We start from the raw sequence: 24,357 nt of genomic DNA on the forward strand, positions 1-24,357 counted from the left end.
CGTCCAGGAGGGCCGGCAGCGGGGGGAGCCGCCGGCCGGGACCGACTCTTCCGCAGGAAGGGATTGATCAGTAGTCCCTCACGGGCGCCGAACAATCGTCAGGCAGTGGTCCACTTCTGGTTGTTCTGGCCGTTGCAGGTCCACAGGACGAGCTTGGTGCCGTTGGCGGTCGCCGCGTTCGAGGCGTCCAGGCACAGGCCGGAGAGGTTGTTGGTGACGGTGCCGTCGGAGTTGAGGGTCCACTTCTGGTTGGTGCCGCCCGTGCAGCTCCAGATGATGACCTTGGTGCCGTTGGCGGTGCCGTTGTTGTCCGCGTCGAGGCACTTGTTGCCGTAGACGACGAGTTCGCCGCGCGAGGTGGGGGTGAAGGTCTGGTTGCGTCCGCCGGAGCAGTCCCAGAGCTGCGCCTGGGTGGCGTCGGTGATGGTGTTCTTCTCCAGGTCCACGCAGCGGCCCGAGGCGGAGCCGACGAGGGCGATGCCGTTGGTGCCGGGGATCCCCTGGACGCGGACGGCGTCGATGTCGGGGGCGGTGCCGCCCGAAACCGCGGCGAATCGCACGGTGTTGGCGCCCTTGGCCAGGTGCGCGAGCACGGAGACGGTCCGGTAGGTGGTGGCCGAGCCGGTGGGCGGGAAGGACACGACGGAGGCGTACTGGCCGTTGACCTTGATGGTGGCCTTGCGGGCGGTGCTGCCGCCGTTGGCGTACGTGATGTCCACCAGCTTCGTGCCCGCCGACGACGCGGTGACGCTACTGAACGTCGGGGTGGTCGCGGTGGTGGTGTCCTCGTACGTCGAGCCGGACGCCTCGGTGCCGGACACGGTCAGCAGGACGGCGTCGCCCGCGGGCACGGTGGTGGTGTATCCGGTGCCGAAGGAGCCGGCGTTCGTGCCCGTCCAGACGTTGCGCACGGACGCGGCGGCCGACGTGAGGCCGAGGTCGGCCCAGCGCACGGTCATCGACGCCGACGCCGACGTGCGGTTGAGCAGCAGCACCGCGCGCTTGCCGGTGCCGGCGAGGACCTTGCCGTACACCTGCAGGTTCCTTGTGTCCTCGGCGACCTTGACGCCCTGGAGCCCGCGCGGGTCCTGGTCGATGGCGATCATTTCGCGGTTGGTGAGGATGTCGCGGGTGGTGGTGCTCATCGTGGCCAGGTTGTTGCCCGCCAGCAGGGGTGCGCCGGATATCGCCCACAGGCCCATGTGCAGCCGGTTCTGGGCGGCGGTCAGGCCGCTCATCCCGGTCATCAGCATGTCGGGGTCGTTGTAGTAGCCGGTGTGCTGGGCGGCCGGGTGCAGGGCCCGGTCGAAGTTGGTCAGCATCATGGCCGTCGTGGGGGTCTGGCCCCAGAAGATGACGTCGGTGCTGGTGCGCCACAGGTCGCCGTAGCCGGTCGCCCAGTTCCAGGGCAGTCCGGTGCCCCACTCGCAGAAGGACAGCACCAGCTTGTGCCCGGTGACGGCGGTCGCGGCCTCGTTGGCGGCGGTGATCGCCTTGTACGTGGTCTCCTGGTCCAGGCCCTCCACGCGGCCGCCGCACCAGTCGATCTTGACGTAGTCGAAGCCCCAGCGCTGGAAGGTCTCCAGGTCCTGCTGGTAGTGGCCCTCCATACCGGTGTTGGGGGCGGCCGGGCGGGTGGTGGGGTAGTAGTAGCCGCAGCCCTGCTTGCCCGCGTCGGTGTAGATGCCGGCCTTGAGGCCCTTGCTGTGGATGTAGTCGGCGACGGCCTTCATGCCGCCCGGCCAGAGGGTTTCGTCGACGGCTATGGATCCGTCGGCGTTGCGGTCGCCCTGCCACCAGCCGTCGTCGAGGTTGACGTACTGGTATCCGGCGGCCGCCATGCCGGAGGAGACCAGCGCGTCCGTCTGCTGCTTGATGACGTCGAAGTCGATGCTGCTGGCGAAGCTGTTCCAGGACGCCCAGCCCATCGGCGGCGGGGTCACACCGGCCTGGGTGGTACTGACCGCGACCGGCTCGGCCGCCAGCGGTGCCGACGAGTCAGGGCCGTCCAGGGCCGCGAGACCGGTCAGGGCGAGAGCGAGGGTCAGGACGCGTGCGGCGAGGCGTCCGGCCCATCTTCGTGTGAAGACGTACGGCATGGGGGGCTCCGGTGGTCAGTGACCGATGGGGATGAGGGGGAGGAGAAGGCAGGGTGGGCCGGTGGCGCGTGAGCTCGGGAGGAAGCAGGAGTCTCGTGTGCCTGCCGGCCCGGACGAACTCAGGTGCTCGGCTCCGGCTGCTTGGTGTCGACCTGAACGTCGGCCACCTCGCCGCCTGGGTGCTCCAAGGTGGCCCGCACCAACCGTTGAGGCGGAGGGCCCGTTTCCCTGCCCAGGGAACGTCGGCGTGAGGGCTGAGAGTCCGGCCGGGGACTCGTGCTCATTTGCTGCTCCAAGGGGGCCTGCGGGAGGGGGGGATGGGCACCTGGTGAGGACAGGAGACCGGGGGCTCACGCCTGCACGGCTACCGGCACGGGTGTCCGATATACCGGACCTGGTTCGATCAATCGGTCAGAAGGTAAGGGCGAGAAGACAGCGGGTCAATGGTTCCGTCGTTTCTCGTTGGATTCTGTGTGACTGGGCATCGGGTAGCGGCACGCCCTCCCGGATGCCGGTATTCGGCACGTCATACGCAGGCGTGACGACCGGAGTTGGCGCTCGGGTGTGATGTGCTGCCCAGAGGCAGGGAACGCACATGTCCTGGCCGGGGCCGACGCCGGGTCGCCGGAGCCGCTCATCACCGCCCGGGCCTGCATGGGGGGAGAGCGGACTTGCCGGTCCCGCACGGCAGGCCTTCCTGGACGCCATCCATCTGGCCGCCGCGGCGGCCCTCGTGGGCGCCCTCGCCGTGCTCCGCCGGCGCCCTCCACCGTCACGAACCCGAAGCCCGGGGCGGGTCCCGCGCCCGGCCGGGAGCATTCCGACCACACCAAGACCAAGGCCAAAGGAAGCTGACATGCCTTTCACTCCTGACGAACTCGAGTACTACGCCTCCCAGAACCTCGGCCGACTGGCCACCGTGGCGCCCGACGGCCGGCCCCAGGTCAACCCCGTCTCGTTCACGATCAACACCGAGACCGGCACGATCGACATCGGCGGGCACAACCTCACCGCCAGCAAGAAGTTCCGCAACATCGGCAAGAACGACCAGGTCGCCTTCGTCGTCGACGATCTGCTCTCCACGCAGCCGTGGAACGTACGCGGTATCGAAGTGCGCGGCCGGGCCGAGGCACTGACCGACGCCCAGCCGCCGCACCCGTACTTCGGCACCGCGATGATCCGCATCCACCCCAAGCGCATCATCACCTGGGGCCTCGGCGAGGACACCGCCCAGCGCGGCCGCAACGTCTGACGCAACGTCCGACGCCAGGGCCCAGGCCCCTTCGACTCCGCTTCGAGCGGACCTCGATGTCCTCTTGCCTGGGTGGAGCCCCTGGGACGGGCACACCACGGCGAGGGCCTGATGAGCACGGAAATCTTCCATGAGGATTTCAGCGGGGGACTGAGGACCGAGGGACCGGGCGCGCCATGGCGGCCGAGGAGATAGCGGCCCTCACCACGGTCCTCCTCGCCCGAGCCGCGGCGCAGCCCGACTCCGACGTGCCGCACTGCCCCGACAGCCCGGCGGGCTGGCGCCGCCTGGAGCGCACACCGGGCTTCCGCGCGGCGCACAGCTGGCAGGAGTCCGGTTGACGGCGATCCAGGCGCCCCGAGGCGGCCCTAGTACTTGTAGCCGCAGGGCCGGGACGTCGGGGGCTTCGGGGCGCATTCCACGATCCCGGATTCGGAGACATCGAAGACCTGCTTCTGCTTCTCCGCGATGCCGCGCACGGCGAAGCCCTCGCCGTTGTTCGTGATGTCCCGGGTGTGTGTTCCGTCGGAGTCGACGTAGGTGACCTCGAAGGCCTTCCAGGTGCAGTCCTGCGTGCCGGACGTGACCTGGATCCGCAGTCCTCTGGGCGGGGCGCCGTTGCCGAGGTCGATCGACTTGTGCTTGAAGAACGGTTCCCCGTAGTGCTTGTCCGCCCCGTCGGCGATGAGCAGCGTGTCGGGGCGTGCGGTGTCGAAGAGCACTCCGTCGTAGTTGCCGACGCGCCCGTCCGGGTGGATGATCACGGTGGTGGCCTTGGCGGGGACACACTCAAGTCCCTTCATCCGCAGGCCGTTGATGACGAGGGTGGCTTTTCTGTCGCTGAGAATGTCCACCATCCATGCCTGGGCGTATCCCCGGGTCTCGACTCCCATGCGCTCGTCCCAGACGTCGTTGAGGAAGACGCCTCGTCCGTGGTGGGCAGTCCGGTAGGGGGCAATGTCCTTCCGTGCTCCGATGAGCAGCTTTTTCTCCTCGGCGGAGAAAGGCCTGTCGAAGAGCGTCGCCTCGAAGGTGTCCGTGTCCGCCCGGGCGCTCGCCGAGAACGCGGGGCCCTGCCGGTCGACCTTGTCGTCGGCCTCGTTGGCGACCTCCGCGTTGTGCTCCGCGGTCAGCCACTCTGCGCCCTTCGCCGTCAGAAACAGCACGAGCGAGCTCACGACCACCCAGCACAGCCTGATGAGGATCTTCCGGTTCCGTCTGCGCGGGTCCGCGTCCGCCGCCTCCGGAACGACGCCCGCGACCACGTCGTCCATCAGCGGCGAGGTGTCCGAGGACCTGGGCGAGGGGGAAGGCGGCGTCTCGCTGTCTGCCATGGCGGTGGCCTCGCTGGCGTAAGTGAGAGGTATGGAAGGAAAGTTGATGCTACGTCATGGGCTTGCCGGCCTCGGCACCTCTCGGCACGCCTCCGCATACGCCCGCACCAGCGGCCGCTCCGCGTCCTCCGTGCGCCACGCCAGCGCATACCGACTAGGCGAGAGCCCCCGCACCCGCCGCGTCACCACTCCCCCCAGGCTGATCAGCGGGGCGTTGCCCGCCGCGACCAGGCAGACACCGAGACCGGCGACCAGCGCCTCGTACGTCTCCTCCGTACTCGCGATCTCCGCCCCGATACGCGGCGCCCGGCCTCCCCGCTCCTCCCGCGCCAGCCAGTAGTCGCGCAACGGCCCCGCACTCGCCGGCAGCGCGAGGAACGGCTCGTCCATCAGGTCCGTGAAGTCGACCTCCGCACGGGCCGCGAGCGGATGGGACACCGGGAGAGCGACCAGGCGGGGCTCCTCGGCGACCACCGTCCAGGCATAGCGCTCGGCGTCGGGCAGGGGCAGCCAGACGAAGGCCACGTCGGCGTCGCCGCCGGCCAGGCCCGCCGTCGGATCCTCCCAGCTCACCTGGCGCAGGCGCAGGACCGTGTCCGGGTGCGCGGCGGTGAAGCGGGAGCGGATCGCCGGGAGCAGGCCGCCGCGGCCCGGGCTGGTGCTCATGCCGACCACGAGCGTGCCGCGTGCCGCCGCCCGTGCCGCCTCCACCGCCGCCGCCCCCTCCGACCAGGCGTCCAGCACGCGACGCGCATGCGGCAGCAGCGCCAGCCCTGCCTCCGTCAGGACCACGCCCCGCGGATCGCGGCGGAACAGCTCCACGCCCAGCTGCCGCTCCAGCGCCCGTACTTGTTTGCTGAGCGCGGGCTGGGAGACGTACAGCCGCTCGGCCGCACGGGTGAAGTGGAGTTCTTCCGCCACCGTCGCGAAGTAGCGCAGGTCCCGCACATGCACGTCCATCGTCATTACCTTCGGCTATCACCAAAGGTCTTGGACGGGCAACCGCCCCTGGCCGGAGGCTAGTCCACATAACCCCGATCAACCCGATCAAACCGAACAAGCCGATACGGCTACCGCATTCACGAGGAGCTGTCATGAACAAGGTGTGGCTGATCACCGGCGCGACCAGTGGGTTCGGACGGGCGATCGCGGAGGCGGCGCTCGCGCAGGGCGACATCGTGATCGGCGCGGCACGACGGCCCGAGGGCCTGGACGACCTGGTGGCCGCGCACCCCGACCAGGTGGAGGCGCTGCGCCTGGACGTCACGCGGACGGGCGCCGCCGAAGCCGCCGTACAGGACGTCGTCGCGCGGCACGGACGGATCGACGTCCTCGTCAACAACGCGGGCCGCACCCACGTCGGCGCCTTCGAGGAGACGACGGAACAGGAACTGCGCGAGCTGTTCGACCTGCACGTCTTCGGGCCGGCCGCCCTCACCCGCGCCGTACTGCCGCACATGCGCGAGCGGCGCTCCGGCGCGATCGTGCAGATGAGCAGCATGGGCGGCCAGATGTCCTTCGCGGGCTTCTCGGCGTACAGCGGAACGAAGTTCGCCCTGGAGGGCCTGTCCGAGGGGCTCGCGGACGAGGTCGCCGAGTTCGGCATCAAGGTGCTGATCGTAGAGCCGGGTTCCTTCCGGACCTCACTCTTCGAGACGGGCCGGGCCGGTGCCAGCACGGACAGCGGCCTGTACGCCAAGGTGAGCCGGACCCGCGGCTTCGTCTCCGACGGCGACGGCAGCCAGCCCGGCGACCCGGCGAAGGCGGCGTCCCTGATCCTGGCCGCGCTGGAGGCCGAGGAGACCCCGCTGCGGCTGCCGTTGGGCGACGACGGGGTCACGGCCGTACTCGGGCACCTGGACCAGGTGCGGGAGGACGTCGCGGCCTGGGAGAAGCGCACGCGCGCGACTGCCTTCGACGACTGACCGGAGCACCCGGCGGCGAGGAAAGCCCTCCAGGCAGCGAGGCCGGCCTGGAGGGCGTCGCCGTCTTCTGTCTGCAGGACCCTTGTGCAATTCCTGTGGAGGCCTCAATCTTTCGGCTGACGCACAGGAGTGGCACAGGAAAGTGACATGCTCCTGCCCACTCCTCGTGTCCCCCACAAGCGCACCACCACTCGAGGAGGACCCCTCAGATGGCAGTGATGCGTAACTCCCGAAGAGACACCCGGCGAAGACTGGCCGCCCTCAGTGCCGTGGCCACCGCGGCCCTCACCGCGGGCCTGGTCTCCGCTCTCCCCGCCGCGGCCGCACCCGAGGGCCGCATCCAGTACGCGGGCGCGGCCAACGCTGTGGCCGACAGCTACCTCGTGAACCTCAAGGCGGACCACGCCCGTTCGGGCTCCGAGGCCGGGCGCGCCCTGGTCGAGAAGTACGGCGCCGACATCGAGCGGACGTACCGCAAGGCCCTCAACGGCTACGCGATCGAGGCGTCCGAGGCCGAGGCCGAGGCGCTCGCCGCCGACCCGGCCGTCGCCTCCGTCGTCCAGAACCGCACCTTCAGCATCGACGCGACCCAGACCAACCCGCCCTCCTGGGGCCTGGACCGCGCGGACCAGCGCAACCTCCCCCTGAACAGCTCGTACACGTACCCGGACTCGGCCGGCCAGGGCGTGACCGCGTACGTCATCGACACCGGCGTCCGCATCACCCACAGCGACTTCGGCGGCCGCGCCTCCTACGGCTACGACGCCATCGACAACGACAACACCGCCCAGGACGGCCACGGCCACGGCACGCACGTCGCGGGCACGGTCGCCGGATCGGCGTACGGCGTGGCCAAGAAGGCGAAGATCGTCGGCGTCCGCGTGCTGAACAACTCCGGCCAGGGCACCACCGCCCAGGTCGTCGCCGGCATCGACTGGGTCGCCCGGAACGCCGTCAAGCCGGCCGTCGCCAACATGTCCCTCGGCGGCGGCGCCGACACGGCCCTCGACACGGCCGTACGCAACGCCATCGCCTCCGGCGTCACCTTCGCCGTCGCGGCCGGCAACGAGTCGACCAACGCCTCCACCAGGTCACCCGCACGCGTCACCGAGGCCATCACGGTCGGCGCCACCACGAGCAGCGACGCCAAGGCGAGCTACTCCAACTACGGCTCGGTCCTGGACCTGTTCGCGCCGGGCTCGTCCATCACCTCGTCCTGGAACACCGGGGACTCGGCGACCAACACCATCTCCGGCACGTCGATGGCGACCCCGCACGTGGCGGGCGCGGCCGCCCTCCACCTCGCCGCCAACCCCTCGGCCACCCCGGCCCAGGTCGCCTCGGCCCTGACGTCCGCCGCCACGACCGGCGTCGTCACCAGCCCCGGCACAGGCTCCCCCAACCGCCTCCTCTACGTAGGCGGCGGCACCACCACCCCGCCCGGCCCACGCTTCGAGAACACCGCCGACTACACGATCAGCGACAACTCCACGGTCGAGTCCCCGGTCACGGTCACGGGCGTCTCCGGCAACGCGCCCTCGGCCCTCGCGGTAGAGGTCCACATCGTCCACACGTACATCGGCGACCTCCAGGTCCAGCTGATCGCCCCCGACGGCACGGCGTACACACTCAAGTCGTACGGCACCGGCGGAAGTTCGGACAACATCAACACCACGTACTCGGTGAACGCCTCCTCGGAGCCCGCCAACGGCACGTGGAAACTGCGCGTGAGCGACAACGCCAACATCGACACCGGACGGATCGACGCCTGGGCGCTCCAGTTCTAGCCCCGTTCCACTAACCCCTCGTCCTCGCGGAACAGCCCCGGGCCGACCGCGAGGACGAGCCGTTACAGGCGGCCCACCCGGCGTCGACGGAGCCCCCCCACGTCGCGGCACCCGCGTACGGCGGGAAGGGGACGTGCCGGGGGGTGTCCGCCCGCAGAGTCCGGTGTCAACAAACGGCACCTCCAGCCCAAGGCCCACCACCGGACCGAGGACGGACACCCCCCGGCACGGCCCCGACCCACAACACCACCCAAGGCGCTACGCGAACCCCCACCCCACAGCAACAGGCCGCCGCAGGCATCGAGGCGCACCCCCGCTTACCATTCGCCAAGTCGTACGCCAGTTCCCACCACCCGGGACCGCCGCCTCACCCAGGAGCACCGTGTCCATACCCCCGCCCTCCGGCCCCCCGGGCCCGTACGCGTACCCGTACCACCCCTACGGCCCCTACGGCCGCCCCACGCCCGTCAACGGCGTAGCCATCGGCGCCCTGGTCCTCGGCATCCTCTGCTTCGTGCCGGCCGTGGGCCTGGTGCTGGGCCTGGTCGCGCTGGCGCAGATCAAGAAGAAGGGCGAGCGCGGCAAGGGCATGGCGATCGCCGGTTCCGTACTGTCCTCCATCGGGCTCGCGCTATGGGCGCTGACGCTGTCGACGGTCTCCGCCTCCGACTTCTGGGCCGGCTTCACGGACGCCGCGAAGGGCGAGGGCACCGCCTACGCGCTCGCCAAGGGCGACTGCTTCGACACCCCGAACGGCAGCCTGGAGGGCGAGGCCTACGGCATCGACGAGGTGCCCTGCGCCCGAGAGCACGACGGCGAGGTGTTCGCCGTCGTCACGCTGCCGGGCGGTTCCTTCCCGGGCGACGACGAGGTCGAGCGGACCGCGGACGACAAGTGCTACACGCTCCAGGACGGTTACGCCATGGACACCTGGGCCGTACCGGACGACGCGGACGTCTACTACCTCGTCCCGTCCCGGGAGAGCTGGCGCATCGGCGACCGCGAGATCACCTGCCTGTTCGGCAGCACACGGGAGAACGGCAAGCTGACCGGCTCGCTGCGCGGCGACTCGACGACCCTCGACGCCGACCAGATGGCCTTCCTCGCCGCGACCAACGCCATCGACACCACGCTGTACGAGGAGCCCGAGGAATACCCCGAGGACGACCTCGCGGCGAACCGGTCCTGGGCGAAGGACGTCCACGCGGAACTCGGCGAGCAGATCGAGGCGTTGCGCGAGCACACCTGGCGGACCGACGCCAAGCGGCCGGTCGCCGACCTGATCAAGGAGATGGAGAACGCCCGCAAGGACTGGGCACGAGCGGCCGCGGCCACCGACGCCGACACGTACTACACGCACTACGACAGCGGGTACGAGTACGTCGACGGCCCCACCACCGTCACCGCGCGCAAGGCTCTGGGCCTGGACACCACCGTGCCGACGTACGAGGACGACTACGACAGCGTGGACGAGGGCGGAAGCGGGACCGGCATCGAGGTGTGAGCGCGGCTATAGCGGGGAGAAAGTGCCTGCGTAAAGCCCACCCCCGGCACAAGTCATCACATCGAGTGATTCTCTGGCCTTTGCTTGCATGGGACCACCCACGGTTGCCACGCTGTTGCTGTCTGTACAGCCTGATGGGAGCGGCCAGTGACTTTCGGTGAGCAGCCGGCGTACCTGCGCGTCGCGGGTGATCTCCGCAAGAAGATCGTCGACGGTTCGCTGCCACCGCACACCCGCCTCCCGTCCCAGGCCAGGATCCGCGAGGAGTACGGCGTCTCGGACACCGTCGCGCTGGAGGCGCGCAAGGTCCTGATGGCCGAGGGGCTGGTCGAGGGCCGCTCCGGCTCCGGGACGTACGTCCGTGAGCGGCCCGTGCCCCGCCGGATCTCCCGCTCCGGCTTCCGCCCGCCGAGCGGCGCCACCCCCTTCCGTCAGGAGCAGGCCGACGGCGAGACGCGCGGCACCTGGGAGTCCAGCAGCGAGCAGGCCGAGGCGAGCGGCGTCATCGCCGAGCGGCTCGGGATCCGGCCCGGCGACCGCGTGATGTGCACGAGGTACGTCTTCCGGGACGCGGGCGAGACGATGATGCTCTCCACGTCCTGGGAGCCCCTCGCCGTCACCGGCCGTACGCCCGTGATGCTGCCCGAGGAGGGCCCGCTCGGCGGCATGGGCGTCGTCGAGCGCATGGCGGCCATCGACGTCGTCGTGGACAACGTCACGGAGGAGGTGGGCGCGCGCCCCGGCCTGGCGGAGGAACTGCTGGCGTTGGGCGGCGTCCCCGGCCATGTGGTGCTGGTCATCCAGCGCACGTACTACGCGTCCGGCCGCCCCGTGGAGACGGCGGACGTGGTGATCCCGGCGGACCGCTACCGGGTCGCGTACCACCTCCCGGTGAAGTAGCGCACGCGCTGATGGAGCGGCGCAGTCGCTGACGGGGCAGCGCACACCTTGGTGAAGTAGCGCACGCCTCCAGGGCAGTTGCCGTCGCACTGGCCCCAACTCCCCCCTCTCCCACGGCCGTTGGAATCCGGCCGTTTTCGCAGGTCGTGACAGGCGTGTTCGATATGCCCGTGACCGGATGCATCGACGCCTGCGCACGGCGCATTCGATGCCGTGCGCCCCCGGCGACTTGGCTGGTTGCGTACCTCTTTGTGAAAAGCCGTATTCGCTGCGTAAAGGTTAGGCGTAGGCTCGGGCATATGCGGATTGCGGTTTCCTTGGCGGGTGGGGCACGGCACAGGCCGCGAGCGAAGCGAGATGGGGGTCCCCCCGGCCGAAGGCTGGGGGAGGAACTCAGGCGGTCGTGGGCGGGAAGGAGCAGTGGGGCGCGATGAACGACAGCACGATCACTCTTCCCTGGCTCGTCGTCCGGCAGGACGACAACGGCAATCGCTATCGCGTGGGCCGGTACGCGACACGGGCCGAGGCCCAGAAGATCGCGGACAGCCTCGATAGCCGTGGACACAAGCAGTTGTACTGGGTCGAGCGGCTCGCGCAGAACGGGGACAGCGCCGACCGCTGAGACGTCACCACTCCCGTAGGCTCCGGCGCATGACGGAACGGATCGTGGTCGGCGCCGCACTGTTGGAGGGCGGCTGCCTGCTCGCGGCGCGGCGCAGCGCGCCCGAGGAGCTGGCCGGACGCTGGGAGCTGCCCGGCGGGAAGGTCGAACCCGGCGAGACGCCCGAGGCGGCGCTCGTGCGCGAGCTGCGTGAGGAACTCGGCGTGGATGCCGAGGTCGTCGAACGAGTGCCGGGGCAGTGGCCCCTGAAGTCCCCGTACGCCCTTCAGGTGTGGGTGGCCCGCCTCCTCCCCGGCGGTGACGAACCCAAGCCCCTCCAGGACCACGACGCGCTGCGCTGGCTGGCGCCCGCGGAACTCTGGGACGTGGACTGGCTGGACCAGGACGTACCGGCTGTCCGGGAGGTGGCGGGCCGACTGGGGGCGGGGGGCCTCTGAGCCCGGAGGTGAGGGCCGCCTGAATCCGGAGGCGAAGTCCCCCCTCCCCGAGTCCGAATGCGAAGGGCGCCCCAGTCCGGACCCGAGGGCTGCCTGAGCCGGTCGGGGGTAGTCGAGTCACCGGATCCCTCGCGCGGTACTGCCCGCCGAATATCGGGTATGTGCCCATTAACCCCATGAAACCGGACATGGGGGAATCCGCTGGCCCGGGAAGTGATCGGCGTGATCGACTCCGAAGGCGGCTGCGCCGAGTGGACCTTTCCCGCGGAGGCGGGCGCCGTGCGTGCCGCTCGTGCCGCCGTTCGCGGCCGGCTGCGCGACTGGGGCCTGGACAGCCTCGCCGACATCACGGCGCTGCTCGTCAGTGAGCTGGTGACCAACTCCCTGCGACACGCGACGGGCCCCATCGGCGTACGCCTGGTGCGCCCGGTCGGTCTCGGCGGCGTCCTCCTGGTCGAGGTCTCCGACCCGCTCCCCGACCCACCCCTCGAACGCATCGCCGCCCCCGAGGACGAGAGCGGCCGCGGACTCCAACTCGTGGCGCACTCCTCGCGCCGTTGGGGAACCCGACCGGGGCGGAACACCGGCAAGACGGTGTGGTTCGAACTCGCGGTGCCGAAGTGACCTCCTGACGGCGCTGTACGTAGGTCCTCGCCCTGTCGAACGAATGGTTCAGGCCAGTGGCAGTTGGCGTGCCGCGTGATTCGACTGCGTGTCCGCTGGTTAGAAGACTGGAAGTGTTTCCACGGCCGGGACCGAAAACCACCGGGAACGTGCTGTGATCGTGAACACCGTGTTGTGCGGAGCCGTAGTGCTGGATACTGCGGGCAGCCGCTGTCGGTGACCGGTGCCGGGCGCGGTGAGCTGGAGGGGACGGTTCGCGTGAGCGAGATACCAGCGAAGGCCACGGAGTCCGAGGACCCGTCGGACGGCGCGGGGGCCAAGGCCGCGAGAGAGCGGCCTTACGACACACAGGCCTCGCAATACACACAGGTCTCCCAAGACACACGGGCCTCACAGGACACACGGGCATCCCGCGACACACACTCCTCCGACGAGTTCCGCCCCGGCGACGCCGTCTGGCAGAGCAGCCCGCCCGGCTCGATCTACGACTACATCAAGGTCGCGTCCTTCTCCATCGGCCCCGACGGCCTGGTCGACCAGTGGAGCCTGCGCGCCGAGCAGCTCTTCGGCATCCCGGCCGAACGCGCCGTCGGCATGGACCCCATAGAGGCGTTCATCGACCCGGACCTGCGCGAGCGGGGCCAGCGCAAGATGGCCGAGATCCTCGACGGACGGGAGTGGACCGGCGTGGTCCCCTTCCGGATGCCGGCCCCCGCCGACGGGGATCACGGCAAGGACGGCCTCGCCGAGGTGTACGTCATGCCGACGCGGACCGAGGACGGCGAGAAGGCCGCCGTGTGCATCGTCGTCGACGTCCGCACCCTGCGCCGGATGGAGACCGACCTCGCCGCCTCGCAGGCGATATTCGGTCAATCTCCGTTCGGGTTCGTGCTGATCGACCCCGAACTGAAGGTCCGCCGCGTCAATCACCGGTTCGCCTCCCTCTTCGGCGGCGCACCCGACGACCACCGCGGCCGCGACGTCCACGACTATCTGCCCCGCCCCGAGGCCGACCGGGTCGCGGCCACCCTGCGCCGCGTCCTGGAGAGCGGCGACTCCATCACCGACATGCACGTCAGCGGCTTTCTGCCCGGCTCCGACGAACGCCGCCACTGGTCCATCAACCTCTACCGGGTGCGCAGCGGCAGCGGCCGGCCCATCGGCATCGCCTGGCTCGGAACCGACATCACCGCCCGTCGCGCCGCCGCCCGCGAGGCCGCCGCCGCGCGGCGCAATCTCGCCCTGCTGAACGACGCCGGTGCCCGCATCGGCAACTCCCTCGACCTGGAGACCACGGCCCGCGAACTCCTCGACGTCGTCGTCCCCGGCTTCTGCGACCTGGCCACGGTCGACCTCTACCAGGGCCTGCTGGCCGGCGACGAGACCCCGCCCGGCCTCGCCGACGGCAGCGCGGAACTGCGCCGCGTCGCCTTCGCCAGCGCCGTCTCCGACGCCCCCTTCGTCGGCGGCGGCGCCGCGGTCGCGGTCGGCGCCGTCCACCACTACCCCTTCAACTCGCCCTGCGCGGACGCCCTGCGCACCGCCCGGCCGCAATACGTGCCGGGCGAGGAGGGTGGCCTCGTGCAGTCCACGCTCGCCGTGCCGATGGTCGCCCACGACACGGTCGTAGGACTGGCGCAGTTCGCCCGTACGAAGGGCAGCGAGCCGTTCGGCGACCGGGACCGCGAGCTGGCGGTGGAGCTGGCGGCGCGGGCGGCGGTGTGCATCGACAACGCCCGCCTGTACCGGCGCGAGCACGAGCGGGCGCTGATACTGCAGCGGTCCCTGCTGCCGCCGGGGGACCCGGTGGCGTCCGGGCTGGACATCGCGTGCCGTTACCTGCCGGGCAACGCGTCCTCCGACCGGCCCAGCGAGGTGGGCGGTGACTGGTTCGACGTCATCGAACTTCCCGGCCACCGCACGGCGTTGGTCGTCGGGGACGTCATGGGCCGAGGGCTGCGCGCGGCCGTGGCGATGGGCGAACTGCGTTCGGCCGTCCGAACGCTGGCGTTGCTGGACCTCGAACCGGCCGAAGTGCTCTCGGCGTTGGACGAGATCGCGCGCGGCCTCGGCGCCCCCGGCGGGGTGCAGCAGGCCACCCGCGCGGCCCGCCGCCCCCGCGAGGCGGACCTGTCCGAGGTGTACCTCGCGACCTGCGTGTACGCGGTCTACGACTCCGTCACGCGCCGTTGCACCTTCGCGAACGCCGGTCATCTGCCGCCGGTCCTCGTCGAACCCGGCGAGGCGGCGCTGATGCTGGACGTGCCGCCGGGGATGCCGCTGGGTGTGGGGGGCGAGCCCTTCGAGGAGGTGGAGGTCGAGCTGCCGGAGGGTGCGCTGCTGGCGCTCTACACGGACGGCCTGGTGGAGTCCCGCGACCACCCCCTGGACGAGGGCCTGCAAGCCTTCGTCGGCGCGCTCACCGACCCCTCCAGCCCTCTGGAGGACGTCTGCGACCACGTCCTCAACACCCTCGACAGCCATCACGGCGAGGACGACATCGCCCTGCTGATGGCCCGCGTCCAGGGTCTGCCCGCCGAGTCGGTCGGCGACTGGACGCTTCCGCGCGAGCCGCGCAGCGTGGGGCGGGCCCGCGAGTACGCCCGCGGGCAGCTGCTGTCCTGGGACCTGGAGCCTCTGGTCGACACCACGGAGCTGTTGGTCAGCGAACTGGTCACGAACGCCCTGCGCTACGGCGAGGGCGAGATCAGGCTGAGGCTGCTGTTGGACCGCACGCTGGTGTGCGAGGTCTGGGACTCCGGGCTGGTCCAACCGCGCCGCCGGCGGGCCCGTGACACGGACGAGGGCGGGCGAGGGCTGCAACTGGTCGGCCTCCTCAGCGCCGCGTGGGGCTCCCGCCGGACGCCGCGCGGCAAGACGGTGTGGTTCGAACTGCCGTTGCCGGACGGGGAGAACGGGCTGGCGGATCCGGCGGAGGCGTTGCTGAGCCTGTTCTGAGTGCGCCGGGCGGGGCGCGGGGCGGAGGTTTTCGCCCCCGCCGCCCCTACCCATTCCCGTCCCCCCGGGGGCTGCCGCCCCCAGACCCCCGCTTCGGCCCTGAACGGGCCTTGTCCTCAAACGCCGGACGGGCTGGATGATGCGGGCCGGCGTTGAGGGGTGAAGCCCCCTGCGGGTGGGTGGGGGGCTAGGGGTGGCGTGGCCCTGCTCCTCAAACGGCGGATGCGTCAAATTCAGCCCCTCCGGCGTTTGAGGAGCGGGGGTCCAGGGGGCGGAGCCCCCTGGGATGGGACGGGTAGGGGCGGCGGGGGCGTGTTGCTCATGCGGTGGGCGGGTCTCCCCGGCGGTCCCGGGTGCGGGGGCCGCCGAAGCTCGCCGGGGGGCCGCCGTTCGGCTCGGTGGGCAGCAGGATGCCGCCCAGGACGGCTCCGGTGATGCCGTCGGCGTCCGCGGCGGGGCCGTCGAGCGGGTGGCCGTACAGGCGTATGTCCTGTTCGGCCAGCTCGCGGGCCTGCTGGGCCAGAGTGTCGGCCGTGAGAAGGTCCGGCACGGACGCCGGGCCGGCGAGCAGCCGTCGCGCCTCCGCCAGCCAGGTACGGGCCTTGCTGCCCACCGCCGCCCGGTGCGTCGCGACGACATCGTCCGCACCTGCGACAGCACTGCGGGCGCAGAGCAGCGCGGCGGCCGTGATCACACCCGTCCGCCCCAAGGCGACGGGCCCGACACCCCGGACGATCCGCCGCAGCAGGTCGAGGGGGTCGTACCGCCCCGAGGTCAGGTCCTCGCGTACGACGGCCAGGACGACGTCGGCATGGGCGACACGGGCCCGCAGCTCACCGGGCGGGACCGACGCGTACGCCAATGACTCCTGCGCCCCGGCGATCTCCGCCTCCCCACCCGTCAGCGCGGCCGGAACCATCGCCGCGGCCGTCGCCAGCTCCACGGTGAGCCGTTCGATGCCGTCGATGAGGACGGCGGCCTGGGCGATGGCCCCCTCGGCGGCCCGCAACCGCCCCGCGGCCCGCTCGTTGTCGCCCAAGTCGGCGCGCTGGCGCGCCTGGTTGAGACGCGCCGTGGCGAATACCAGGCGGTCCTTGGCCTGCTCGGCATGGCCCGCGACGGCGGCGGTGGCACCGGGGCCGTAGCGCGCGCCGAGCTCGCCGAGGGCCGCGCCGGCACCCCCGGTACGCCCGGCCAGCTCCCGGAACCGGGCCTCGGCGACGACCAGGGCATGGCCCAGCCCCCCGCCCAAGCCCTCCTCCAACCCCCGCACCCGGTCGAACGCGGCGGCCTGCGCATCCAGCAACCGCCCCGCCTCCGCACACCGCCCGACGATCCCGGCAAGCGCATGCCGCCGAGCCGCGCCTTCCTGCGGCACCCCGCCCTCGTACTGCCACCGCATCCGAAACGCGACCGCCAGCTCGCCTTCCGCGTCCCGCAGAGCCCGCGCGAAGGCCTCGACGTCCCCCACCTCGTCCCCGCCCTCGACGAACCCCAGCTCCTCCCGGCTGACCCGCACCGAGTCATCGGCCGCGACCAGCAAGGCCCGTGCCCGCTTGTCGAGTTCGGCGACGTCCGGCTCCGCGGCCCGCCCCGGCACCCCACCGGGAGTCGTACGCCCCCGTGCCCGCCGCCTGCGCCGGAAGAACCCGTACCCCGCGACCCCCACCACCACGATCACGGCCAGCAGCGGCAGCACGAGATCGGCGGCGGAGGTCTCCCCGACCTCCCCCTGAGCCACCGCACCGGCCACGGGCCGCTCCGCACCGCTCGCGGCCGGACCCTCGTCCCTGATGGTCAGCCCGGGCAACACCAGCCACGCCGCCCCGACCAGCCCACCCAATAGCGCAAGCACCACCCGCCCGGATATCTGCGAGGTGCCACGCCGAGGCCGGCCCCGGATCAAGGATGAGGTCACATTTCGGAGCGTATGAGCAGGAATGCGGCCGCGCGACCGGGGGCTTCGGGGCGGGGCCGCGGTGTCCCCGGGCCTGCTCGTGGTGCTCGGCGTCGTGACCCGCACGACCGGCTGGGTCGTGCCCTTCGGCCGCACGCGGGTGCTGCGGCCGAAGCTGTGGGCGTACGGCTCACTGGTGAGCGGGATCGGCGGAGCCGTGTTCGTCTTCCTGGGGCCGCTCGCCGGGGCGTACGGCCCCATGCCCCGGGCCGGCTGGTTCGCCTCCATGGGGGGCCTGGGCCTGCAGATGCCGGCCCAGCGCCCCGGCCGCGGCGCGACGGACGCTACGAAGAGCGCTTCCTGATCTTCGACCCCAGCCACACCAACGGGTCGTACTTGCGGTCGACGGCCCGTTCCTTCAAGGGGATCAGCGCATTGTCGGTGATCTTGATCCCCTCGGGGCAGACCTCCGTGCAGCACTTGGTGATGTTGCAGTAGCCGAGGCCGTGTTCGTCCTGGGCCGTGCGCTTGCGGTCCAGGCCCGTCTCCGCGGCCGCGTCCAGCGGGTGCATGTCCAGTTCCGCGACCCGCATCAGGAAGCGCGGGCCCGCGAACGCCGGCTTGTTCTCCTCGTGGTCACGGACGACATGGCAGGTGTCCTGGCACAGGAAGCACTCGATGCACTTGCGGAACTCCTGCGAGCGGTCCACGTCCTCCTGCATCATGCGGTACTCGCCGGGGCCCACACCCTCCGGCGGCACGAAGGAAGGCACCTCACGCGCCTTGGCGTAGTTGAAGTTCACGTCCGTGACGAGATCCCGGACCACCGGGAACGCCCGCAGCGGCGTCACCGTGATCGTCTCCTCCCGGCTGAACACCGACATCCGCGTCATGCACATCAGCCGCGGCCGCCCGTTGATCTCGGCGGAGCACGAACCGCACTTGCCCGCCTTGCAGTTCCAGCGGACGGCCAGGTCGGGGGCCTGGGTGGCCTGGAGCCGGTGGATGATGTCGAGGACGACCTCGCCGTCGTTCACCTCGACCGCGAAGTCCTCCAGGCCGCCGCCCTGCACATCGCCCCGCCACACCTTGAAGCGGGCCTCATAGCTGCTCACTGGTAGAGCTCCTCTTCGGCGAGGTACTTGACCAGCTCCTCCTTGTCGAAGAGAGCGAGCAGGTCGGGGCGGACGGGGTCGGTGGTCTCGCGCAGCAGGGCGATCTGGCCACGTTCCGGGTCCGTGGCCGCCAGTCCGCCCGTCGGGTCGGTGAGCCGGCACAGCAGGTTGATGTTCCGCCACTTGCGGTCCATCGTCGGGTGGTCCTCGCGGGTGTGCCCGCCGCGCGACTCCGTGCGCTCCAGCGCCGCCCGGGCGACGCACTCGCTGACCAGCAGCATGTTGCGCAGGTCGAGCGCGAGGTGCCAGCCCGGGTTGAACTGACGGTGGCCCTCGACGCCGGCCCGGCGGGCGCGTACGCGCAGCTCCGCCAGCTTCTGGAGGGCCTGCTCCATCTCGCCCTCGCGGCGGATGATGCCCACGAGGTCGTTCATGGTCTGCTGGAGTTCCTGGTGGAGGGTGTACGGGTTCTCCGGCGGACGCCCGTCGTCCCCGCCCCCGGCCGGCCCCTCCGCCGAGAAGGGGCGCAGCGCCTCCGCGGCCGCCGCGTCGATCTGCAGGTCGCTGACCTCGGGGCGTTCGAAGGCCCGCGCGGCCGCGTACTCGGCGGCGTGCCAGCCGGCCCGGCGGCCGAAGACCAGCAGGTCGGAGAGTGAGTTGCCGCCCAGCCGGTTCGAGCCGTGCATGCCGCCCGCGACCTCACCAGCCGCGTACAGGCCCGGCACCCCGCGCGCCGCCGCCGTGTCGGACTCGACCGCGATGCCGCCCATGACGTAGTGGCAGGTCGGCCCGACCTCCATCGCCTCCGCCGTGATGTCCACGTCCGCCAGCTCCTTGAACTGGTGGTACATGGAGGGGAGGCGGCGCTTGATGGCCTCGGCCGGCATACGGGTCGACACGTCCAGGAACACACCGCCGTGCGGGGAGCCGCGGCCCGCCTTCACCTCGGCGTTGATCGCCCGGGCGACCTCGTCACGAGGGAGCAGCTCGGGGGGCCGCCGGTTGTTGTCCGGATCCTCGTACCAGCGGTCGCCCTCCTCCTCCGACTCGGCGTACTTCTCCTTGAAGACGTCGGGGATGTAGTCGAACATGAACCGCTTGCCCTCGGAGTTGCGCAGCACCCCTCCGTCGCCACGCACCGACTCCGTGACCAGGATCCCCTTCACCGACGGCGGCCAGACCATGCCCGTCGGGTGGAACTGCACGAACTCCATGTTGAGCAGGGGCGCCCCGGCGAGCAGCGCCAGCGCGTGGCCGTCGCCCGTGTACTCCCAGGAGTTCGACGTCACCTTGAAGGACTTGCCGATCCCGCCCGTCGCGATCACGACGGCGGGGGCTTCGAGGACGAAGAAACGGCCCGTCTCGCGCTCGTACGCGAAGACCCCGGAGACCCGGTTGCCGTCTTTCAGAATCCGCGTGACCGTGCACTCCTGGAAGACCTTCAGGCGGGACTCGTAGTCCCCGGTCTCCTTCTTGTCCTGCTGCTGGAGCGAGACGATCTTCTGCTGGAGGGTGCGGATCAGCTCCAGGCCGGTGCGGTCGCCGACGTGCGCCAGGCGCGGGTACTCGTGGCCGCCGAAGTTGCGCTGGGAGATACGGCCGTCCTTCGTACGGTCGAAGAGCGCCCCCCAGGTCTCCAGCTCCCACACCCGCTCCGGCGCCTCCCGCGCGTGCAGTTCGGCCATCCGCCACTGGTTGAGGAACTTGCCGCCGCGCATGGTGTCGCGGAAGTGGACCTGCCAGTTGTCGTGCTCGTTGGCGTTGGCCATCGCGGCCGCGATGCCGCCCTCGGCCATCACGGTGTGCGCCTTGCCGAACAGCGACTTGCAGATCACGGCCGTACGGGCGCCCCGCTCGCGCGCCTCGATCGCCGCACGCAGGCCCGCGCCCCCGGCGCCGACCACGACGACGTCCCACTCCTGCCGTTCGACCACGGACATCAGTTCAGTCCCCACTCACGATTAGAAGAAGCGCGGATCGTCGAAGACCCCGGACGCGACGAGATAGACGTAGAAGTCGGCGAGCGCCACGCTCACCAGCGACGTCCAGGCGAGCAGCATGTGGCGGGCGTTCAGCTTCCCGACCCACTGCCACATCCGGTAGCGCACCGGGTGTTTGGAGAAGTGCTTGAGCTTGCCGCCGACGATGTGCCGGCAGGAGTGACAGGAGAGGGTGTACGCCCAGATCAGCACGATGTTCACGAGGAAGACGAGGGTGCCGAGGCCCATGTGGCCCCACTCGTAGTTCTCGTCGCGGAAGGCGAGCACCGTGTCGTACGTCAGGATCCCGGCGACCGGGATCGCGGCGTAGAAGAAGTACCGGTGGATGTTCTGCAGGATCAGCGGGAACCGGGTCTCACCGGAGTACTTCTTGTGCGGCTCGGCGACCGCGCAGGCCGGGGGCGAGGCCCAGAAGCCCCGGTAGTAGGCCTTGCGGTAGTAGTAGCAGGTCAGGCGGAAGCCGAGCGGGAAGATCAGGATGATGATCGCGGGGGAGATGCCCCACCAGCTCCCGAAGAGGTCCCAGTTCGGCCCGGCGCGCATGGGTTCGCAGTTCTCCGCCAGACAGGGCGAGTAGAACGGGGAGACGTACGGCGCCGCGTAGTAGTCCGCGTTGGCGAAGGCCCGCCAGGTGGAGTACACGATGAACGCGAGCAGACCGGCCGCGGTGGCGGCCGGGGCCAGCCACCAGCGGTCGGTCCGCAGGTGCGGGGCGGCGATCGCGGCGCGCGTACCGGTGTGTACGCCGCCGCTGTTCAGATGGGGTTCCGTACCAGTGGCCAATGCATGACTCCGGTCGGGTGTGAGTTCTCGGGGATGTCAGGGAGCGCGGCGGTCCCGGGCGCCGAGACCCTCGTCATCCGTGTCGATCCACAGAGAGTCGTCGTACGGCGTGTCGGGGATGGTGACGAGCTCCGGTTTGCGCTGCGTGGCCGGGGTCGCGGCAGCGTCCCGCAGCAGCGCGACGCTCTCGCGCAGATGGTTGGCGTCGGTGCGGACGCGGCGCATCTCGAGCCCTGCGGTGCCGAGCTGCTTCTCCAGGCGGCCCACGGACCGGGCCAGGTCGTCGAGGCAGCGCTGGACAGTTGTCAGGTCGTCTTGCACGGACATGACGTGACCTCACTTCCGTGGGCCCTTGGGCCCTGGGTGGCAACGTTCATGCGCCTGCGAGTGTTGCGCGTCACACCTGTCGCTGTGAAGGGATGTGCAGCGATTGGCGGATTGCACGCCTCCGTCGCGCGCCCGCATGCGCTCTGTGTACGCCGGGGGAGCTGCAGGAGTGCGCGGGCGCGTTGCTCCACCCGTGTGGGAGCGCGTTGCTCCACACGGGTGGCCTTGCGCGCCCCCGCCGCCGTGTCGACTCCGCCTGGCGAACCCTTTCCTCTTCAGTGGGGGCCCATAGATCTGATCAACTCCAAAATACCGCCAAACGTGATCAGAACGCACTAATTGTCACCGGCGGGAGCCGCTCCCCGGAGGTACCAGAGATGTCCTACGACGGCGTCGGACCCAGGCCTGGTCGCAGCGCGGTCATGCGCTCGGTCGCCTTCCTTTCCGCAGGAGTGCTCCTGGTGCCCGTGCTGGCCGGCTGCAGCGACCCGGACCCGGCCGGAAAGCCGCTGGCCGGGCAGGACATCGCGCCGGCCGCCCGGTCCCTGATCGCCGACGGCGGCACACTGCGGTGGGCCGTGGACGCCGTGCCTCAGACGCTGAACACCTTCCAGTCGGACGCCGACGCGACCACGACCCGGATCGCGCAGGCCACCCTGCCGTCGATGTTCCGGCTCGACGAGAGCGGGCGGCCGGAGCGCAATCCGGACTACCTGGAGTCCGCCAAGATCATCGAGACCGAGCCCAAGCAGGTCGTCCTGTACAAGCTCAACCAGCAGGCCGTCTGGAGCGACGGCCGCGAGATCGGCGCCGCCGACTTCGCCGCCCAGTGGCGTGCCCTGTCCGGAAAGGACAGCGCCTACTGGACCGCCCGCAACGCCGGCTACGACCGCATCGAGAGGATCGAGCGCGGCGACAACGACCTGGAGGTGCGGGTCACCTTCGAGCGGCCGTACGCGGACTGGCGGTCGCTGTTCTCGCCGCTGTACCCGAAGGAGGTCATGGGCACGCCGGACTCGTTCAACGACGGGGCGCGGCGCAAGCTCAAGGTCAGTGCCGGGCCGTTCACCGTGAAGAAGATCGACCGCAAGGACGACGAGGTCCGGCTCACCCGAAACCCCCGCTGGTGGGGGGAGCCGGCCAAACTGAGCGAGCTCGTGCTGCGGGCCGTGCCGCGCGACGAGCGGGCCGCCCAGCTGGCCGCCGGTCAGCTCGACCTGGCCGAGATCGACCCCACCGCGGCCCGCCGCATCGCGCTCGCCTCGCCGCCCCGGGGCGCGACCGCCAGTGCCACCGGTACGGCGCTGATGGCACCGGAGCGGGGCAGCACGACCACCAAGGAGCGCCGGGAGCAAGCGGCGTTCCAGGGCTTCGAGGTACGCAAGTCCCTGGAACCGGCGTACACCCAGCTCGCCCTCAACGGTGCCGACGGTCCGCTCGCCGACGAGCGGGTGCGGCGGGCCGTGGCGCGCGCGCTCGACCGCGAGGAGCTGGCGAAGCTGGTCCTCGCCCCGCTCGGCCTGCCGACCGAGCCGGTCGGCAGCCATCTCGCCCTGTCCGGCCAGGCCGCGTACGCCGACAACAGCGGCGCGATCGGCGACCAGGACACGGCGGAGGCACAGGCGCTGCTGGCGGACGCGGGGTGGGTGCAGGGTGGGCCGATCAAGGAGCAGAAGGGGGAGAAGGCGGCTGGGGCGGAGGGGGAGAAGGCTGGGAAGGGGGCGAAGGCCGGGGAGGGCGAGAAGGGCGAGAAGGCAGGGAAGGGGGAGAAAGACGAGAACGGCGAGAAGGCCGGCAGGAGCGAGAAGAGCGAGAAGAGCGAGAAGAGCGGGAAGAGCCAGAAGAGCGAGGACGCCGACGGGGGTGAGAAGGCCGACAAGAAGTCGGACTCGGAGGCGAAGGCGAAGCCGGGCTCGAACTCGGACTCCAACTCGGGCCTCGAGTCGGATTCGGAGGGCGGGGACGACGGGACGTACATCGTCGGGGAGGACAACAAGGCGGACGGCGGGGAGGGGAAGCCCCTCGCCCAGGACGGCAAGCAGTACGGCAGCAAGCAGTTGCAGCAGGGCGGGGCGCCTGGCGCGTACGCCCCGCAGGGCACCGCCGCTCCGGCGGGCGCGGCAATGCGGCCGTTGGCGAAGAACGGCAAGCCGCTGACACTGCGCTTCGTGGTGCCGGAGGGGGAGGGCTCCCAGACGCTGCGGACGGTGGCGGACCGGATCGGCCTCATGCTGGAGCGGGTCGGTATCCGGACCGAGATCGCCAAGGTCGCGGACGAGAGTTATTTCAAGGACCACATCGCGTCCGGTCAGTACGACCTCGCCCTGTACTCGTGGCCCGCCTCCGCGTACCCCGCCACCGATGCCCGGCCGATCTACGCCAAGCCGGTTCCGGCGGCCGACGGTTCCCTGAATGTCGAGCAGAACTACACGCGGGTCGGCACCGATCAGGTGGACCAGCTCTTCGACCAGGCGATCGCGACGCTCGACGAGTCCGAGTCGCGGTCGCTGATCCGCAAGGCCGACTCCCGTATCTGGGCCGCGGCCGGTTCGATTCCGCTGTACCAGCGGCCGCAGCTGACAGCGGCCAGGAAGAACGTCGTCAACGCGGGTGCCTTCGGCTTCCGGACGCCGGTGTACGAGGACATGGGCTTCCTGGAGAAGGGCGTCCAGCCGTCGGCCTCGGCCCGCTGAGTTCTCTCGCCCCCGCCGCCCCTACCCGTCCCGTCCCCGGGGGCTGCCGCCCCCGGACCCCCGCTGTCGGCCCTTCGGGCCTCGTCCTCAAACGCCGGAC

20 protein-coding genes are annotated in these 24,357 nt (G+C 70.8%); 12 read left to right on the forward strand and 8 right to left on the reverse strand.

Features of this window, described 5'->3' with window-relative positions; genetic code table 11:
- Positions 1-98: 98 nt before the first annotated feature.
- Entirely contained in the window at positions 99-2,099 is a 2,001-nt protein-coding gene (locus tag ACIREI_RS24910; protein ID WP_403336684.1) for a ricin-type beta-trefoil lectin domain protein, read from the reverse strand.
- Positions 2,100-2,955: 856 nt separating this feature from the next.
- On the opposite strand from ACIREI_RS24910, the gene ACIREI_RS24915 reads away from it, so the two are divergent.
- Both ACIREI_RS24915 and ACIREI_RS24920 read left to right on the forward strand, forming a co-directional pair.
- Positions 2,956-3,351, forward strand: coding sequence for a PPOX class F420-dependent oxidoreductase (locus tag ACIREI_RS24915; RefSeq protein ID WP_403336687.1), 396 nt, complete (start codon positions 2,956-2,958; stop codon positions 3,349-3,351).
- A 176-nt stretch (positions 3,352-3,527) separates the two neighbouring features.
- Positions 3,528-3,692, forward strand: a complete 165-nt coding sequence (locus ACIREI_RS24920; protein WP_403336689.1) for an acyl-CoA carboxylase subunit epsilon — start codon at positions 3,528-3,530, stop codon at positions 3,690-3,692.
- Positions 3,693-3,719: 27 nt separating this feature from the next.
- On the opposite strand, the gene ACIREI_RS24925 is transcribed toward ACIREI_RS24920, so the two are convergent.
- Positions 3,720-4,685, reverse strand: coding sequence for a hypothetical protein (locus tag ACIREI_RS24925; RefSeq protein WP_403336692.1), 966 nt, complete (start codon positions 4,683-4,685; stop codon positions 3,720-3,722).
- Positions 4,686-4,739: 54 nt separating this feature from the next.
- Complete coding sequence (locus tag ACIREI_RS24930) at positions 4,740-5,651, reverse strand: LysR family transcriptional regulator (protein ID WP_403336694.1); 912 nt, start codon at positions 5,649-5,651, stop codon at positions 4,740-4,742.
- A 128-nt stretch (positions 5,652-5,779) separates the two neighbouring features.
- On the opposite strand from ACIREI_RS24930, the gene ACIREI_RS24935 reads away from it, so the two are divergent.
- The 8 genes from ACIREI_RS24935 to ACIREI_RS24970 all read left to right on the forward strand — a co-directional run bounded on the left by ACIREI_RS24935 (position 5,780) and on the right by ACIREI_RS24970 (position 15,442).
- Entirely contained in the window at positions 5,780-6,610 is an 831-nt protein-coding gene (locus ACIREI_RS24935; RefSeq protein WP_403336697.1) for an oxidoreductase, read from the forward strand.
- 209 nt (positions 6,611-6,819) lie between these two features.
- Positions 6,820-8,397, forward strand: a complete 1,578-nt coding sequence (locus ACIREI_RS24940) for a S8 family serine peptidase (protein ID WP_403336699.1) — start codon at positions 6,820-6,822, stop codon at positions 8,395-8,397.
- 382 nt (positions 8,398-8,779) lie between these two features.
- Positions 8,780-9,901, forward strand: a complete 1,122-nt coding sequence (locus ACIREI_RS24945) for a DUF4190 domain-containing protein (protein ID WP_403336702.1) — start codon at positions 8,780-8,782, stop codon at positions 9,899-9,901.
- A 147-nt stretch (positions 9,902-10,048) separates the two neighbouring features.
- The gene (locus tag ACIREI_RS24950) at positions 10,049-10,801 is read left to right on the forward strand and encodes a GntR family transcriptional regulator (protein WP_403336705.1); all 753 of its coding nucleotides are present in this window, start codon (positions 10,049-10,051) and stop codon (positions 10,799-10,801) included.
- A gap of 430 nt (positions 10,802-11,231) precedes the next feature.
- Positions 11,232-11,423: an SPOR domain-containing protein gene (locus ACIREI_RS24955; RefSeq protein WP_301997134.1), complete on the forward strand. Its 192-nt coding sequence runs from the start codon at positions 11,232-11,234 to the stop codon at positions 11,421-11,423.
- A 29-nt stretch (positions 11,424-11,452) separates the two neighbouring features.
- Positions 11,453-11,860: a (deoxy)nucleoside triphosphate pyrophosphohydrolase gene (locus ACIREI_RS24960; protein ID WP_403336708.1), complete on the forward strand. Its 408-nt coding sequence runs from the start codon at positions 11,453-11,455 to the stop codon at positions 11,858-11,860.
- 222 nt (positions 11,861-12,082) lie between these two features.
- On the forward strand, positions 12,083-12,484 hold the full coding sequence (locus tag ACIREI_RS24965; protein WP_403336711.1) for an ATP-binding protein: 402 nt from the start codon (positions 12,083-12,085) through the stop codon (positions 12,482-12,484).
- Between the two features lie 258 nt (positions 12,485-12,742).
- The gene (locus tag ACIREI_RS24970) at positions 12,743-15,442 is read left to right on the forward strand and encodes a SpoIIE family protein phosphatase (RefSeq protein WP_403336713.1); all 2,700 of its coding nucleotides are present in this window, start codon (positions 12,743-12,745) and stop codon (positions 15,440-15,442) included.
- A gap of 319 nt (positions 15,443-15,761) precedes the next feature.
- On the opposite strand, the gene ACIREI_RS24975 is transcribed toward ACIREI_RS24970, so the two are convergent.
- Complete coding sequence (locus ACIREI_RS24975) at positions 15,762-17,360, reverse strand: hypothetical protein (RefSeq protein WP_403336716.1); 1,599 nt, start codon at positions 17,358-17,360, stop codon at positions 15,762-15,764.
- Between the two features lie 22 nt (positions 17,361-17,382).
- Between ACIREI_RS24975 and ACIREI_RS24980 the strand changes: the two genes are divergently transcribed.
- Positions 17,383-17,703 carry a hypothetical protein gene (locus ACIREI_RS24980; RefSeq protein WP_403336718.1) on the forward strand — a complete coding sequence of 107 codons (321 nt, stop codon included), beginning with the start codon at positions 17,383-17,385 and terminating at the stop codon, positions 17,701-17,703.
- Here the strand turns inward: ACIREI_RS24980 and ACIREI_RS24985 are convergent.
- The 4 genes from ACIREI_RS24985 to ACIREI_RS25000 are packed head-to-tail and all read right to left on the reverse strand — an operon-like array spanning position 17,684 to position 21,564.
- The gene (locus ACIREI_RS24985; RefSeq protein WP_403336721.1) at positions 17,684-18,454 is read right to left on the reverse strand and encodes a succinate dehydrogenase/fumarate reductase iron-sulfur subunit; all 771 of its coding nucleotides are present in this window, start codon (positions 18,452-18,454) and stop codon (positions 17,684-17,686) included. The genes ACIREI_RS24980 and ACIREI_RS24985 overlap by 20 nt on opposite strands.
- Positions 18,451-20,394 carry a fumarate reductase/succinate dehydrogenase flavoprotein subunit gene (locus ACIREI_RS24990; protein ID WP_403336724.1) on the reverse strand — a complete coding sequence of 648 codons (1,944 nt, stop codon included), beginning with the start codon at positions 20,392-20,394 and terminating at the stop codon, positions 18,451-18,453. Before ACIREI_RS24990 ends, ACIREI_RS24985 begins: the two co-directional genes overlap by 4 nt.
- A gap of 21 nt (positions 20,395-20,415) precedes the next feature.
- A complete protein-coding gene (locus tag ACIREI_RS24995) occupies positions 20,416-21,237 on the reverse strand; it encodes a hypothetical protein (protein WP_403336727.1) in 822 nt (273 codons plus the stop codon).
- 36 nt (positions 21,238-21,273) lie between these two features.
- Positions 21,274-21,564: a hypothetical protein gene (locus ACIREI_RS25000; protein ID WP_403336730.1), complete on the reverse strand. Its 291-nt coding sequence runs from the start codon at positions 21,562-21,564 to the stop codon at positions 21,274-21,276.
- 377 nt (positions 21,565-21,941) lie between these two features.
- On the opposite strand from ACIREI_RS25000, the gene ACIREI_RS25005 reads away from it, so the two are divergent.
- Entirely contained in the window at positions 21,942-24,257 is a 2,316-nt protein-coding gene (locus tag ACIREI_RS25005; protein ID WP_403336733.1) for an ABC transporter substrate-binding protein, read from the forward strand.
- Positions 24,258-24,357 lie beyond the last annotated feature (100 nt).

The sequence above is a fragment of the Streptomyces sp. NPDC093591 genome (genome assembly GCF_044764885.1).
Taxonomy (GTDB): domain Bacteria; phylum Actinomycetota; class Actinomycetes; order Streptomycetales; family Streptomycetaceae; genus Streptomyces.

Bases quoted from the DNA above. Each gene is read 5' to 3' on its own strand.
- ACIREI_RS24910 (WP_403336684.1), bottom strand. From the start codon at position 2,099: ATGCCGTACGTCTTCACACGAAGATGGGCCGGACGCCTCGCCGCACGC.
- ACIREI_RS24915 (WP_403336687.1), top strand. From the start codon at position 2,956: ATGCCTTTCACTCCTGACGAACTCGAGTACTACGCCTCCCAGAACCTC.
- ACIREI_RS24920 (WP_403336689.1), top strand. From the start codon at position 3,528: ATGGCGGCCGAGGAGATAGCGGCCCTCACCACGGTCCTCCTCGCCCGA.
- ACIREI_RS24925 (WP_403336692.1), bottom strand. From the start codon at position 4,685: ATGGCAGACAGCGAGACGCCGCCTTCCCCCTCGCCCAGGTCCTCGGAC.
- ACIREI_RS24930 (WP_403336694.1), bottom strand. From the start codon at position 5,651: ATGACGATGGACGTGCATGTGCGGGACCTGCGCTACTTCGCGACGGTG.
- ACIREI_RS24935 (WP_403336697.1), top strand. From the start codon at position 5,780: ATGAACAAGGTGTGGCTGATCACCGGCGCGACCAGTGGGTTCGGACGG.
- ACIREI_RS24940 (WP_403336699.1), top strand. From the start codon at position 6,820: ATGGCAGTGATGCGTAACTCCCGAAGAGACACCCGGCGAAGACTGGCC.
- ACIREI_RS24955 (WP_301997134.1), top strand. From the start codon at position 11,232: ATGAACGACAGCACGATCACTCTTCCCTGGCTCGTCGTCCGGCAGGAC.
- ACIREI_RS24960 (WP_403336708.1), top strand. From the start codon at position 11,453: ATGACGGAACGGATCGTGGTCGGCGCCGCACTGTTGGAGGGCGGCTGC.
- ACIREI_RS24980 (WP_403336718.1), top strand. From the start codon at position 17,383: ATGCGGCCGCGCGACCGGGGGCTTCGGGGCGGGGCCGCGGTGTCCCCG.
- ACIREI_RS24990 (WP_403336724.1), bottom strand. From the start codon at position 20,394: ATGTCCGTGGTCGAACGGCAGGAGTGGGACGTCGTCGTGGTCGGCGCC.
- ACIREI_RS25000 (WP_403336730.1), bottom strand. From the start codon at position 21,564: ATGTCCGTGCAAGACGACCTGACAACTGTCCAGCGCTGCCTCGACGAC.
- ACIREI_RS25005 (WP_403336733.1), top strand. From the start codon at position 21,942: ATGTCCTACGACGGCGTCGGACCCAGGCCTGGTCGCAGCGCGGTCATG.